Here is a 14,184-nt window from a genome sequence, read left to right as displayed (position 1 = left end):
TTGAAGTTGAAGTAACTGGGCGGCCGGCTAAAGAGGCCGCACTGAAGTAAAGCGGTAAAGCGGCCTGCCCGCGAGGCACGAAACGTGCTCAAGCGGGCAGGCCGGAAAATTTCGCGCAAGATTAGACGCACACTATAAGCCGCGCGATGTTGCCCGAATGGCTCCTGCCTCGCGTGCGAGGATGTCGGGCGACGCAGGAAGTGGTGCTTCAACAATGGCGTACCACGTGAATCATTGTAATTTTTCTCTCGCGGATAGATAGCATGACTAAGCGTATTGCATTGGTAACGGGTGGCATGGGCGGTCTCGGTGAGGCCATCAGCGTACGGCTCCATGACGCCGGCTATAAGGTCGTCGTCACGCACTCGCCCGACAACGCAGGTGCAAAGGACTGGCTTGCCAGAATGAAGGAGACGGACCGCGAATTCCACGCTTATTCGATCGACGTGGCCGATTACGATTCGTGCCAGCGCGGCGCGCAGAAGATCAAGAATGAAATCGGCCCTGTTGACATTCTGATCAACAATGCCGGCATCACGCGCGACGTGACCTTCAAGAAGATGGACAAGGTCAACTGGGACATGGTGCTGCGCACGAACCTGGATTCGATCTTCAACATCTCGAAGCCGCTGTGCGACAGCATGGTCGAGCACGGCTGGGGCCGCATCATCAATATTTCGTCGGTGAACGGCTCCAAGGGCGCCGTGGGCCAGACGAACTATGCGGCGGCGAAGGCCGGCATGCATGGCTTCACGAAATCGCTCGCGCTGGAAGTCGCCCGTAAGGGCGTGACGGTGAACACGATTTCGCCGGGCTATCTCGCGACGAAGATGGTCACCGCCATTCCGCAGGAGATTCTCGATACGAAGATCATCCCGCAGATCCCGATGGGCCGCCTCGGCAACCCCGATGAAGTTGCCGCGCTCGTGCTGTTCCTGTGCTCGGACGACGCCAGCTTCGTCACCGGCGCGAACATTCCCATCAACGGCGGTCAGCACATGCAGTAACGTGCTGCACTAGTCTTGCTTCGCCGCAACGACGCCGGCCTTCATGGCCGGCGTCGTTGCGCGGCGGCCTACGCAGTCCTGCGTTCGAGGCCGAATGAAATCAGCAGCACGCCTATTCCCAGCGCGGCGAGAATCGCGCCGACCCAGCCCGTAGCGACCCATCCGAATCCGGCGGCAATCACGAGCCCGCCCAACCATGCACCTAGTGCGTTGGCGATATTGAATGCGCTGTGATTGAGCGCCGCCGCCAGCGACTGGGCATCGCCCGCCACGTCCATCAAGCGCGACTGGAACGCCGGCGTGCAGGCCGACCCCATGCCCACGCAAAACAGGATCGCGAGCATCGCCCAGAGGTGAGGCGCGGCCACCACGAACACGAGCAATACCACGGCGGTGAATGCGTACATGCCGAGCATGGTCCGCTTGAGCCAGCGGTCCGCGAGCCATCCGCAGGCCACGTTGCCAGCAATCATCCCGAGTCCGATCAGCGCCAACGCCCAGGGAACGTGATGGGTGGCGATCTGCGTGATCTGCGTGAGCGTCGACGCGACATAGCTATAAACCGAAAAAATGCCGCCAAAGCCGACCGCCGATGCGAGCAGCGTCAGCAGTACTTGCGGGCGGCCGAGCGCGCCCAGCTCGGTGAGCGGACTTGCTTTGCCCGACATCGGCAGACGCGGCACCGACCAGGCGATCATGCCCGCCGTGATCAGCGCAATGACGGCGACGGCCGCAAAGCAGGCTTGCCAGCCCAACGCCTGGCCGAGCCAGGTGGCCGCCGGTACGCCAACAACGTTTGCAACGCTCAAGCCCAGCATCACCTTGCCGATCGCGGCGCCGCGTTTGTGCGGCGGCACGAGCGCGGCTGCGGCCAGCGCTGCGAGCCCGAAGTAAGCGCCGTGCGGCAGCCCCGCGACAAAGCGGCTCGCGAGCGCGAGTCCATAGCTGTGGAAAATCGCCGTCGCGCCATTGCCGATGGCGTAGAGCAGCATGAGGACGATCAGCAGCGCGCGCCGGGGCATTCTCGCGAGCGCCACGGTGATGAGCGGCGCACCGACGACCACGCCGGCCGCATAGGCGCTGATCATGTGACCCGCTTGCGGAATCGAGACACGGAGGTCGCCGGCCATTTCCGGCAGGATGCCCATGGCCGCGAATTCGGCCGTGCCGATGGCAAAGCCGCCGAGCGCGAGCGAGAGCTCGGCAAGCGCGAGTCCGTGCGGCGGCTCGACGAGGGGCGCTGTGGCGGCGTCGCGCGCATGGGTCTCGGAGCGAAGGGGAGAGTCGACGGGTGCACTCATGGATGATGTCGTTCGGAAAACTGGGCCGCGACTCGCGCGGCGTGCTGGATGTTATCGGTAACAGCTTGCGTGCATTCGTCGGCGTCATGCCTGGCTAATCGGGCTCATGCAAATCGCGGTGAATCGCGACGAATCGCGCGAAGCGCATCGGATGCATGGCGTGTAAGGTTTGGAAAGGATCCGCAGGGTGAGCGAAATGGCGGTGGCCGGCTGCGGTATCGGGAATTCGCCGGAAATCGAAAACCAGCGAGCGCGCGCACGACCGTCAAGCGCTGCATTTTAGATGATCTGACGTATTTGCGCCGGGCGCCGCGAAAGTGGCGGTCGGCCTTTGCGTTTTACGATTCAAATACAAACGCGGAATGGTTCGGTCGAAACGTTTGCGCGATTGCAATCGGCGAGGGCGCGCGCGCGGTTCCTGAAACGGCATGAGGGCTTTCGCGTCACATTCGCATGGGTGAAAGCCGATCGTTTGCCTTTGCAATGGGCTAAAAGCGCGGCGGCCGATCGCCTCGTTTCATGCCGTCGAATGAAAGGATTGGGAAGAATTCGCGATCGAAATTCTTGCGATTGGAACCGTGAATGAGTGGTCTAATAGACAGTAATTTGCATCTATTGCCGCTTTGCCGTCATAATTGGTGCGTGCCATGACGGCATTGCCTTATATGGGCCAAGCCAAACTTCGACCTGCAAACGAAGTTTAAACAGTTGCTTGGGGGTGAATTCCTGAGAGGGAGAGTAAGTATGGTTACGTTGGACGCGATCAACCAGAAGATCGCAAAGCTTCAAAAACAGGCGGAAGTGATGGTCGAAAAGCAATCGTCCATCGGGCTCGCGAAAATTCGCGATCTGATGCACAGGCACGGTTTGAGCCTTGCCGATATCGAGCGCTTCGTCGGAAAAAGACGTGGCCGCAAGCCGGGCGTCAAGGCCGCCAATGGCGCCGCGAAATCGCTGCATCCCAATGCGCATCCGGTCGCGCCGAAATACGCCGATCCGAAAACCGGCGCAACCTGGACCGGTCGCGGACGCGCGCCGGCCTGGATTCGCGACGCCAAGGACCGCTCGAAATTCCTGATCGAGGCAGGCGCGGCACCCAAAGCCGCCGGCGCGAAGAAAACCGCAGTGAAGCGCGCCGCCGCGAAAAAGGCCGGTGCCAAAACGGCCGCAGTGAAAAAGACGGCGGGTCGTGCCGCGACTTCCGCAGCCGGCGTGCGTGGACGCAAGAAGGCTGCACCCGCGAAGAAGGCCGCGGCGCCGCGCAAGACCGTCGCACGAAAGGCGCGTGCCGCCGCAGCGCCGGCCGTTGAAGCGCCCGCATCGGCAGCCTGATCGCTGTACGCCGCTCGATCGGGCGGCCCGTTAAAGCGGCCTGGTAAAACGGACTATTAAAGCCGTCCGTCAAAGCCATCTGTTAAAGCCGTCTGGCCGTAGCCGGCGTTGCGCCGACTCCCCGCAGGGAGCAGCGCAACGCCGGCTACGGTTATCGCCGAAAATTTGCGCCGGCCTTTTCCAGCGTCGTCGTTTAATGCCTGCCGCTTAACTCCCTTTGTTTCCACCATCGTCGGCACGCACGTCATTTCGAAGTGAGCCAGACGCCGGTAATGATCGCGCCCACTCCGAAAAGGCGCGTCATTTCGAGCGGGCGTGCGGTGGCGCCCAGCCAGCCGAAATGATCGAGCATGACCGATACGGCAAATTGGGTGGCCACGATGATCGTAAATGCGGTCGTCAATCCGAGCCGCGAAGCCGTATAGCCGATCGACCCCGCAATCACGAGCCCGAGCGCACCGGCCGAAAGGGCGTACCACGGCACGTCGGTCCATGCCTTGAGACTACCGCCCTGCGCCGCGGCCAGCAGCACGATCGCCAGCACGGCGCCGCTGATGTAATTCACGAAAATGCCGCCGGTCGTGCCAATGCTTTTTGCCATGACGCCCATGAATTGCCCTTGCAGGGCGACCGCGCAGCCACCGAGCGCCGCAATGGCGCCGAGTCCAATGACGTTGTTTGCCATAATTTTTCGAGTTCCTGTATCGCGTTGTGATTGAAATACTGTCCGTAACAGTATCGATCTGCGCGGATCGAACGTGAAACGGTATATTTTCACGCGTGCCTTCAAAGGAATTCACAGCAAGGAGACCTGACGTGCTGTCTATCGAGTCGCTCCAGCTCATCGAGCTGATCGCGCGAACCGGCAGCTTTACCGCTGCAGCCAGGACGTTGCACCGGGTGCCCTCGGCCGTGAGCTATGCGGTTCGCAATATCGAAGCGGAACTGGGCGTCGTGCTGTTCCGGCGCCTGCATCGCAACGTGGTGCCCACCGAGGCCGGGCAGCATTTCGTGAACGAAGCGCGAGGCGTGCTGAACAAAATGGAGGAGATTCGCCGCGAAACGCTGCGCGTGGCCAATGGCTGGCAGCCGAGCCTTTCCATTGCGTTAGACAATATCGTGTCGAGTCATCGCATCAATGCGTTGATGGCCGACTTTTATCGGCATTTCGACAACGTCGAATTGATCGTGCGTATCGAGGTATTCAACGGCGTATGGGAGGCGCTCGCCACGGGGCGCGCCGATATTGCGATCGGCGCGACGACGGCGGTGCCCGTCGGCGGGGAATTCTGCTTTCGCGACATGGGGTCGATCGAGTGGGCGTTTCTCGTGAGTCCGAATCATGCGCTTGCCGCCGAATCATCGCCGCTTTCCGCCGAGCTGCTCGCCACGTTTCCGTCGATCTGCCTCGAGGACACCGCACGCGAGATTCCGCGCCGCGACACCTGGTTATTGCCCAACCAGCGGCGGCTCGTGGTGCCGGACTGGCAGCGTGCGATCAACTGCTTCGTGGAGGGGCTCGGCATCGGCTATATGCCCGTGCATCTCGCGCGGCCTTTCGTCGAGTCCGGCCGCCTGATCGAGAAGCCAGTCGAGCAGCCCAAGGCGCCTAGTCCATGCTGCGTCGCATGGTACGGCCAGAAAACGCCGCCGGTTCTGCGCTGGGTGCTCGATTACCTCGGCGACAGCGAGAAGCTGCACGCCGAGTGGATTTCGTGAGCGCGGGTTCGAACCGCGTCACGCATCGGAACGACAAGAACCATCAGTACGTATAGGTGATCTTGCCGAACGCCGTCCGCCCGAGAGTGTTGTAGCCGTACGTGGTCATGTACTGCCGGTTGAACAGATTCGATATCGACGCGGACAGCAGCAGATGCGTATTCACCTGGTACGAGGCGCGCAGGCTTACCGTCGTATACGACGGTAAATAGAGCGTATTGAACTGATCGTCGTAAGTCGAGCCGCCGTAGAGCAGCGAGACGCCGGTGCTCAGCGCATGGAGATGGAACTCGTCCCACGTGTGATCGACGCTGAGGCTCACGGTCTGCCGCGGGCGGCGGTTCAGCCAGGTCTGGTCGGTCACGTCCTGCGGATTCAGAATGCCGACCGCGAGACTCACGGGCGTGTAATTCCCGAGCGTGCCCTTGTACGAGAGGTCGAGCCCCTGAATGTGCGCCCGCCCGACGTTCACCGGCAGGAAGGTTTGCGAATCGTAGGTGATGAGATCGTGCACGCGCGTGTCGTACACGGCCGCCGTGAAGGTGCCGAACGACGTGTTGGCGTCGAGCGCCGCTTCCACCGTGTCGCTGCGCTCGGGCTGGAGGTTGGGGTTCGAGTAGCCCGGATAGTAGAGGTCGTTGAAGGTCGGCAGACGGAACGCATTGCCATAGGAGACGCGCGCCGTGTAGACCGGCGTGATCGCCCACGAGAGCGCGGCGTTGCCCGTATTCACCGACTGCCCCTGGACGATCTCGTGGCGCCCCGCGAGGAACAGCGTCACGTTGCCGAGCGTGGCCGACTGGTGCAGCGAGATGGCGGAATCGTTGCGTGCGGGCAGGCCGCCCGGAATGTCGACGGGCAGAAACGCGAGCTCGCGCGAGAAGTCGTAGGCGAGCTTGCTCTCGCCCGAAAGCGGCTGGCCGAACAGCGTGTGGCCGCTCTCCTGGTGCGTGATCGAAGTCGACGTGGAGAGGCGCGTCGAGTCGATTTCGTCGGTCGGGATCGTGGGATCGTTCGAGTAGATGAACTCGCGATCGGTCGCATAGCCCACCGACTGATCGAATTGCGTAAACGGCGTGATGTCGAGGTGGAACGCGGCGCCCGTCGTCAGTTGATGGTTGCGCTGCCGGTCGTTGCCGCCCGCATTGTCATAGGAAAGGTCGGAGGCGTGATAGAGCGCGAACGTGGAAATCGACCAGTTATCGCGCGCGTAGCCGAGGCGCCCGTCGACGTCCTGCGCGTGATACGGATTGCGGCCGTCCTCGTGGCCATAGGCCCAGGGCCGGGTCGCGTCGATGCCCGCCGTGTTGTAGTCGTGCACGCCGAGCGAGTACGTGAGACCGCCGAGCGCCGCAAGCGGGCCGCTCGATGGCACGGTGCCCGAGGTGCGCAACTGCGTGTCGAAGGTCTTGTTGGAGCCGCCGCCGAACGAAACCGTCGTCCGGTTCGGCTGATTCGACGCGCGGCGCGTGAAGAGCTGCACGACGCCGCCCACCGCGTCCGCGCCGAACGAGGCGGCGGCCGGGCCCGAGATCACCTCGACGCGGTCGAACGCTTCCGTCGGCAGATCGGCCCACTCGGCCGTGCCCGTGGTCGCGGAGCCGATGCGGATGCCGTCGATGAACACGGCCACCTGCTCGGGCGACGAGCCGCGAATGCTCACCGACGCCAGGGTGCCGGGGCCGCCGCTTTGGGCGACGGTCACGCCCGGCAGCGTCGCGAGGGCCTGCGTGATGCTCGGGTCGGCGGGGGAGAGGCGGTCGAGGTCCTCGCGCGTGAGCACCTGCGTGCTCGCGTAGCGCTGGTCGAACGATTGCGGCAGATGCTGCGTGTCGCCCACCACGAGGATGTTCGGCAGCGTGGTGCTGGTGTCGTCGGCGGCGATGGCGGATGGCGGCTGCGCCGCTGGCGCGCCGTCGGCGGCGTGCGCGCTTTGCCACGCGCAAGCGGCCATCGCGCAGGCGGTCGCGAGCAGGCGCAGCGTCGGCTCGCGGGCTGTGGTGGTGGAGGTTTCGGCAGCCGGCGGAATGTGGTTAACACTGTGGCCAACGCGCTGGCCAACTGCGTGGCCAACGGCATGGCCAATGCGGCGACGGGCTCTCTCGGCGGGAGCCGTTTCAATCATGGCGGACATTCGACTGATCCTGAGGTCGGGCTGTCCTTGCAACGGGCGACCGCGTGCGTGCGGTGCTGGCGCTTCGGGACACCCCGCCCCTTGCGGCTGCTTGGACCTCGGTCGATGGCAGGTCTCCTGGCTCGCGGGTCGGCGCCCATTGCCGGCCTTCCCGGTTTCCCAGTGGCCATTTCGGCACGGACTCGCCGCTCACAGTTGCGGGGGCAGCCGCAGACTCGGGGCGGCGAGGCGCCCCCTGCGTTCCCTTTTGATCCCGTCGCCGGGAACCATCAGGGCGCAAGGGTAATGGGCGCGCTTCATGCGCGTCAACTCCGGGCGTCTACCGTCATGCATCGGGTGTTGCGAAAACGCCCGTCGAGCCGGGTCGAGCCTGCGTGGTCCGCGGTGCGCCGGCATGCGCGTCGCTACTGGCTGCCTTTCATTTCGCCGTCACTGCGCACCTGGAGCTGGCTCATGACCGTGCGCACGCCAGCCACGCCCTGCGCCACCGAAACCGCGAGCGCGATCTGCTCCTGCGCGGCCACGATGCCTGAGAGCGTGACGGCGCCGTCACGCGCACGCACGCGGATAAAGGTCGATTTGAGTCCGTGCTTGCGCGCCGCATGCAAGGCGTGGCGCACGGCGGCGGCGAGCTGGCGGTCGGTTGCGGCGGTTGCGGCGGGCGCAGCGGGTGCAGTGGGTGCACTTACGGCGGGCGGCGCGGCGGCGCTTTGCGAGCTGACCGCGGGCGCGCCGCCTTGCGCGAGTGCGCTGGCGCAGGCGCTCATCAGCAGCGTCATCGCGGCCATCCGGATACCGGTTCGTAGCAACATGTTTTCTCCTGCTGGGATGTGGGGTTCCGCGGTTCAGAACTTGTGATACATGCCGATGAGCACGACATGCGGCGAGCGGTAGTTCTGCATCACGCCGCCCGGACCCATATAGGCATTTGCGATGTTGTCGACGGTCGGCTGCTGCGCCGGCGCGTTGCCGTAAGCGGGCGCGGACCCGGTGTTGTGCACCAGCGCGCCGCGCACGTAGAGCGCCGTGCGCGCGGAGAGGTTGTAGTCGTAGCCGAGCGTCACGCCGAGCGAGCGGTCGTTGAAGCCGCTCACCGTGCGATACGCGAGCTCGACGCGAAAATCGTTGCGCTGCTGGTAGCGGTAGATTGCGCCCAGCGAATAGACCGAGGCCACGCGGTCGCCTTCGAGCCGCGGCGCGAGCAAGCTGTAGCCCGCGGAGAGCACGTAATGGCCGGCATCGTAGAACACCCCGGCGGCGTAATTGTCGGTGCGCACGTACTGCGAAGGCGCGAGCGCGTTCTGGCCGTAATTGCCGATATAGGCGAGCGTGGCGAACAGGTGTCCGTCGAAATAATTGAGCGCGGCGCTGCGCGTCGCGAAGGTGGGCGCTGCGGGCTGGGCGCCGTGCAGCACCACGGCGAACTGCGCGTTGAGCGGCCCGAACCACGGCGACGAGTAACTGATCGCGCTCGGCAGGCGCCCCGGCTCGTAGCTCGCGCCCGGCCCGAGATCGCTGGTCCACTGGAGCAGATAGCCGAGCGCGGAAACCGAGCCCACTTCGCCGAACACGTCGATGAACAGCGGCACGCCCACGTCGTCCTGCAAGCCGAGCTTGAGCTCGCCGGTGCGTTGGGAGCCGATGCCGATCCACGCTTCGCGGTTGAACAGCGTGCCTGCGCTGCCCGGTTGCCCCGTGGCCGAGTTGAAGCCGTTTTCGAGCGCGAAGCGCACGCGATAGCCGCCGCCCAGATCCTCGACGCCATAGAGGCCGACCTTGGAGGTCCACTCGCCGCCGCTTTGCTGCACGAACGCGCTGTGCGCGCCCTTGGTGTAGCCGATGGCGTCGTCCACCACGCCGTAGAGCGTGACGCCCGGCGTGTAGGCGGCGCTCGTTGCGTAGGGCAGGCCTTGCAGATAGTCGAAGAGGAACAGCTTGCTCGTGTCCGCGCGCGCCGCGAAGCTGGCGGCGCCCAGCGCGACGGCGCAGGCAAGGTGCGTGGGGCACAGGCCCGTGGAGAAGGTGCGCAGGCGCGCGCGGCGGGGCTGCGGCGCGCGTCGCGTCGAAAGGCGGCTGGCTGACATTTATAGCTCTAGGGATGGGTCAGAATGGTCGGAATGGTCAGAAGCGGGCGGCCGCGGCGAGTGAATGGCGCGAGAAGAACTCGTCGGCGGCTTCGGGGTGTTTTTTTCGATTTATTTGAGTCGATACGGATTCCTGATTAATGGTTTGGCGGTATTGCCACGATGTTTCGGTTTTGGGTTTCGAACGGGTTCACGCCGCCCGGCAGGCGCGCGCCGCGCCGCTTTCAAGCAACGACGCAGCGCGCTTTGCGCTTATCGACGCGTTTCGCGTTCGAACGGCAGCGCGACGTCGTCGGGAATCGGGCAGACGTAGGGCTTGCCGCCGCGCCGTTCTAGCAGTTCCACCTTCGCCTGGGCCAGCGTATCGGGCGCGCCGAACAGGTCGATGGCGGTCGCGGCGATCGTCTTGCCCGCGAGCAGCATGCCCTTGTGCGCGAGCGCCGTCTTGCCTTGCGCGACCCATTGCCACGAATGCGGCGGCGTGCCGAACGCATAGCAGGCGGTATGGCATTGCGCCGTGGGCGTGATCCAGCTCACGTCGCCCACGTCGGTCGAGCCGGCGATCGGACGGCCCTTGTTCGGCACATAAGGGTCGACGCGGTCGAACAGCGGCTTGGGATTGCGCCAGGCCTGGTTGAGCGAGCGCGTGGACGCCTCCACGTCGGCGGCGGACAGGGTCTCGCTCTGATACGCGCCAGCGAGCGCGAATTCCTCGGCGCTGAAGGGCGGCGTGCCGAGCCGTTCGAGGTGCTCGTACATCAACTGGCTCAGCACCGTGTTTTCGAGCAGATTGGAGCAGGCCTTGTCGAAGACGATTTCGAGCGTGCAATCGGTCATTTGCGCCGCGCCGCGCGCCACGTTCTTCACGCGCTCGAATAGTTCGGTAGCCTGATCATTGCGCGGCGCGCGCACGAGGTAGAGCACCTCGGCATTGGCCTGCACGACATTGGGCGAGAGGCCGCCCGTCTGGGTGACCGCATAGTGCACGCGCGCCTCGGGCAGCATGTGCTCGCGCAGATAGTTGACGCCCACGTTCATGAGCTCGACGGCGTCCAGCGCGCTGCGGCCCAGGTGCGGGGCCGCCGCTGCATGCGAGGCCTTGCCCGTGAAGCGGAAGTAGGCCTGGATATTGGCGAGCGAGCCGCCCGGGAAAATGCCCGTGTAGACGTGCGGATGCCACGAAAGTGCGGCGTCGAGATCGTCGAACAGGCCCGCGCGCGCCATGAAGGTCTTGCCCGACCCGCCTTCCTCGGCGGGGCAGCCATAGAAGCGCACCGTGCCGGGCTGGCCGCTCGTCGCGAGATGATGGCGGACCGCGGCGGCGGCCAGATGCGCGGCGCTGCCGAGCAGATGGTGTCCGCAGCCGTGCCCGTTGCCGTTGGTGATCTCGCTCGACGGCTGGCAGGTCAGCGCGCCGGCTTCCTGGCTCAGGCCCGAAAGGGCGTCGTATTCGCCGAGGATGCCGATCGTCGGGCCGCCCTCGCCAGCCTCGGCGACGAAGGCGGTCGGAATGCCGGCCACGCCGCGCGTGACGCGAAAGCCGTTTTCCTCGAGCAGTTTCACGTGCAGGTCGGCGGAAGCATGCTCCTCGTAGCGCAGCTCGGCGAGATTCCAGATCTGGTCCGAGAGCGCGGTGAAGTTCGCACTCTGGCGGTCGATGAAGTCGAGTGCGGGCGCAAGGGTTGTCATGATGTTCTCCGTGGGCAGGATGGGCCGCGGGGCCGGGCGTGTGCCCGGGACCCGCAGGCGAAGGTGAATCGGGGCATGCATCGCGTGCATGGCCGGGGCGAAGCATGCGCCGTCTGTCTGACGATCTGGACTGCCAGGCAAATCGTCAGGCGCCGGGGAAAATGGGCGCGGCGCGCGGGTTAGATCAGGCGCGCCTGGTCGGCGGCAAAGGCGGTCGGGCAGCCAGGGCGGCCAAAATCGGCCAACACGGCGGCTAAGGTGGGCGGCTAAGGCGACTGCGGCGGCCTGGAAGGCGCGGCGCTTTCGTCCACGCGTTCTTCGGGGAAGCGCCAGAGCGCAAACAGGCTCAGCGCGCCGCTGGCGAGCAGGTACCAGGCGGGCGACATCGGATCGCCGGTGCGATGCAGCAGCCAGGTCACGTTGAACTGGGCGAAGCCGCCAAAAAGGCTCACGCCCACGCTATAGATCACGGCCAGCGCGGTCACGCGCACGCGCGCCGGGAAAGCTTCCATCACGAGCAGGAAGAACGCCAGCGAACCGAGTGTGGCGAGCCCCATCACCACGGTCACGATCACAACCATCGTCATGACCGAAGGCGCGGCGATCAGCATGCGAAAGGCCGGATAGATGCAGACGAGCGACGCGAGCGACGTCGCGGCGAACAGCGGCTTGCGTCGCGCGACGCGGTCGACGATCCAGCGGCCCGAGATGAGCGCCGCCACGATCATCGCGAGACCCGATGCGCAGCCCGCGAGAAACGAAGTCGCCATGGGCAGATGCAGCGTGCGTACCGCATAGGCGGGCATGTAGAACACGAGGATATAGAGCATCGAGGTGCTGCCGACCAGCATCAGCGAGCCCAGCACGGTGCGGCCCAGATAATGGCCGACGACCTCGCGGAACGCGCTGCCCTCGCGCTGCGTCTCGACGTGCGTTTCGTTCAGCCGGCGGCGGATATAGAAACCCACCGGACCCAGCGCGAGCCCGAGCACGAACGGCACGCGCCAGCCCCAGCTCGCGAGCGCATCGGGGGAGAGCGTCGCCGAGAGCACGGCGCCGCTCAGCGCGCCCAGCACGGCGGCCACGCCCTGGCTCACCGCCTGCCAGCTCACCATGTAGCCGCGCCGCGCGAGCGGGCCCGACTCCATCAGAAAGGTGGTGGAAGCGCCAATCTCGCCGCCCGCCGAAAGCCCCTGGAGCAAGCGGCCGATCACCACGAGCACGGGCGCGGCCACGCCGATTTGTGCGTAGCCCGGCGTGAGCGCGATGGCGGCGGTGCCGATCATCATCAGCACGATGGTGAGCGTGAGCGCCGCGCGTCGGCCCGCGCGATCGGCGTAGTTGCCGATCAGCACGCCGCCGAGCGGGCGCATCACGAAGCCCACCCCGAAAGTCGCCATGGCGAGCAGCAGCGGCCCCGCGCCCGAATCCACCGGAAAGAAAGTCTTGCCGATCAGCCCGGCGAAATAGCTGAACACGGTGAAATCGAACATCTCCAGCGCGTTGCCGGCCGAGGTGGCGACGATCGTCCGCGTCTGGGCCGACGCGGGCCGCGCATGCGGCAGGGCCTGGGCCAGCGGTGGGGCGGCTTCTTGCATCGAGGGTGTCTCCAGATGGCTATTGTCGTGGTCCGCCCGGCGAGGCGCCGGCGTGCCCGATCGATCGAGGCCCATTGCGGATGGCATGAATGGTAAAGTCGCAGCAATAAACGCGATACGCGTAAATTCTTATCCTGATAACGCTTGTTTATTGGGGTAATCCCTTGAGCGTGGGGCGCCGCCGCCTGGCCGTCCCGCCGCTTTGCTGGAAACGCATGAAGCTCAATCAACTCCGCGCGCTGCTGGCCGTCGCGCAAGCCGGCAGCATTCACGAGGCGGCGCGCACGTTGCACCTGACCCAGCCGGCCGTGACACGCGCGCTGCGCGACCTCGAAGACGAGCTGGGCCTGACACTGCTGGTGCGCAGTTCGACGGGCGTGACGCTCACGCCGGAAGGGCAGACGCTCTTGCAGCGCGCGGAACTGGTCGTCAACGAGATGGCGCGCACCGCCGAGGAAATGGCGCGGCTGCGCGACAACCGCCAGGGCCGCGTGGTGATCGGCATGACGCCGCTGGCGGGCATCACGGTGCTGCCGCGCGCCTATAACCAATTCCGGCGCATCATGGCCGACGTGCAACTGGAATTCGCGGAGTTCAGTCCGTCGCAACTCGTCGAGCGGTTGAAGAACGGTGCGCTCGATTTCGCGCTGGGCGCGGCGGCGGACGCGCGCGATTTCGCTTCCGCACGCTGCGTGCATCTCGCCACCTACCCGATGTGGTTCGCGGTGAGCCGCCACGGCGATCTGGCGGACGCCGCGCGCCTCGCCGATCTTCAGGATGCCGAATGGCTGCATACGGGGCCAGCGGCGGAGTTCCGCGCTTTCCTCGACGATCTGTTCGGACGCGCGGGACTGCCGGTGCCGCGCCGCGTGACGCGCTGCGCGTCGCAGACGCTCTTCTACAGCCTCGCGGTCAACAGCAACGTGGTGACGTCATGGACGCACCTCGCCTTGCGCAGCGAGGGACCCTCGACCGAACTCAAGACGCTGGACCTCCTCGAGCAGCCGCCCGCGCGCAAGCTGTATCTGCTGCATCGCGAAGGTGCTGTGCTGACCGCGTCGGCCCAGCAATTCGTGCAGTGTATCGAGACCGTGGTGCAGGCCGAGCGCGAGGCGCTCGGCCTGCAGGCGGACGGGACGGCCTGAGCGAGGCGCCGTGGCCGAGCCTCGCAAGACCGATCACACTCCTCCTTGTTCGAAAAGCCCTTATTGGCTGAAAATCGGCACGGTGCTGATTAATTCGGATTGCTCCGAATTTGCCGGCTCACGCCAAAACTTAACATTGCGCTCCGGTCAACTTTAGGAGCACGATTGATGAACC

At 65.2% G+C, this 14,184-nt stretch carries 11 protein-coding genes and 1 riboswitch; of the genes, 4 read left to right on the top strand and 7 right to left on the bottom strand.

Annotated elements, in window-relative coordinates; translation table 11 throughout:
• Positions 1 to 263 precede the first annotated feature (263 nt).
• The gene (phbB, locus tag U5775_RS28560) at positions 264 to 1,007 is read left to right on the top strand and encodes an acetoacetyl-CoA reductase (protein WP_322061465.1); all 744 of its coding nucleotides are present in this window, start codon (positions 264 to 266) and stop codon (positions 1,005 to 1,007) included.
• Positions 1,008 to 1,075: 68 nt separating this feature from the next.
• Here the strand turns inward: phbB and U5775_RS28555 are convergent, their stop codons facing one another.
• A complete protein-coding gene (locus tag U5775_RS28555; protein WP_322061464.1) occupies positions 1,076 to 2,308 on the bottom strand; it encodes an MFS transporter in 1,233 nt (410 codons plus the stop codon).
• Positions 2,309 to 3,016: 708 nt separating this feature from the next.
• On the opposite strand from U5775_RS28555, the gene U5775_RS28550 reads away from it, so the two are divergent.
• Entirely contained in the window at positions 3,017 to 3,640 is a 624-nt protein-coding gene (locus tag U5775_RS28550) for an H-NS histone family protein (protein WP_322061463.1), read from the top strand.
• Between the two features lie 244 nt (positions 3,641 to 3,884).
• On the opposite strand, the gene U5775_RS28545 is transcribed toward U5775_RS28550, so the two are convergent.
• The gene (locus U5775_RS28545) at positions 3,885 to 4,325 is read right to left on the bottom strand and encodes a DMT family transporter (protein WP_322061462.1); all 441 of its coding nucleotides are present in this window, start codon (positions 4,323 to 4,325) and stop codon (positions 3,885 to 3,887) included.
• Positions 4,326 to 4,456: 131 nt separating this feature from the next.
• Here U5775_RS28545 and punR point away from each other — a divergent pair, with 131 nt between their 5' ends.
• On the top strand, positions 4,457 to 5,359 hold the full coding sequence (gene punR, locus U5775_RS28540; protein WP_322061461.1) for a DNA-binding transcriptional activator PunR: 903 nt from the start codon (positions 4,457 to 4,459) through the stop codon (positions 5,357 to 5,359).
• 43 nt (positions 5,360 to 5,402) lie between these two features.
• On the opposite strand, the gene U5775_RS28535 is transcribed toward punR, so the two are convergent.
• The 5 genes from U5775_RS28535 to U5775_RS28515 form a co-directional block, all read right to left on the bottom strand.
• Positions 5,403 to 7,313 carry a TonB-dependent receptor domain-containing protein gene (locus U5775_RS28535; RefSeq protein WP_322061468.1) on the bottom strand — a complete coding sequence of 637 codons (1,911 nt, stop codon included), beginning with the start codon at positions 7,311 to 7,313 and terminating at the stop codon, positions 5,403 to 5,405.
• A gap of 269 nt (positions 7,314 to 7,582) precedes the next feature.
• Positions 7,583 to 7,779: riboswitch (cobalamin riboswitch) on the bottom strand.
• A gap of 118 nt (positions 7,780 to 7,897) precedes the next feature.
• The gene (locus tag U5775_RS28530) at positions 7,898 to 8,305 is read right to left on the bottom strand and encodes a BON domain-containing protein (protein WP_322061460.1); all 408 of its coding nucleotides are present in this window, start codon (positions 8,303 to 8,305) and stop codon (positions 7,898 to 7,900) included.
• Positions 8,306 to 8,338: 33 nt separating this feature from the next.
• On the bottom strand, positions 8,339 to 9,577 hold the full coding sequence (locus U5775_RS28525; RefSeq protein WP_322061459.1) for a porin: 1,239 nt from the start codon (positions 9,575 to 9,577) through the stop codon (positions 8,339 to 8,341).
• 252 nt (positions 9,578 to 9,829) lie between these two features.
• Positions 9,830 to 11,266 (bottom strand): M20 family metallopeptidase, encoded by a 1,437-nt coding sequence (locus U5775_RS28520; RefSeq protein WP_322061458.1) that lies wholly within the window; start codon positions 11,264 to 11,266, stop codon positions 9,830 to 9,832.
• A 266-nt stretch (positions 11,267 to 11,532) separates the two neighbouring features.
• Positions 11,533 to 12,864 carry an MFS transporter gene (locus tag U5775_RS28515; protein ID WP_322061457.1) on the bottom strand — a complete coding sequence of 444 codons (1,332 nt, stop codon included), beginning with the start codon at positions 12,862 to 12,864 and terminating at the stop codon, positions 11,533 to 11,535.
• 215 nt (positions 12,865 to 13,079) lie between these two features.
• Here U5775_RS28515 and U5775_RS28510 point away from each other — a divergent pair, with 215 nt between their 5' ends.
• Positions 13,080 to 14,009: a LysR family transcriptional regulator gene (locus U5775_RS28510; RefSeq protein ID WP_322061456.1), complete on the top strand. Its 930-nt coding sequence runs from the start codon at positions 13,080 to 13,082 to the stop codon at positions 14,007 to 14,009.
• Positions 14,010 to 14,184: the final 175 nt, after the last annotated feature.

The sequence above is a fragment of the Paraburkholderia sp. J63 genome, from assembly GCF_905220245.1.
Classification (GTDB): domain Bacteria; phylum Pseudomonadota; class Gammaproteobacteria; order Burkholderiales; family Burkholderiaceae; genus Paraburkholderia.
This window is presented reverse-complemented; position numbering and strand designations above follow the sequence as displayed.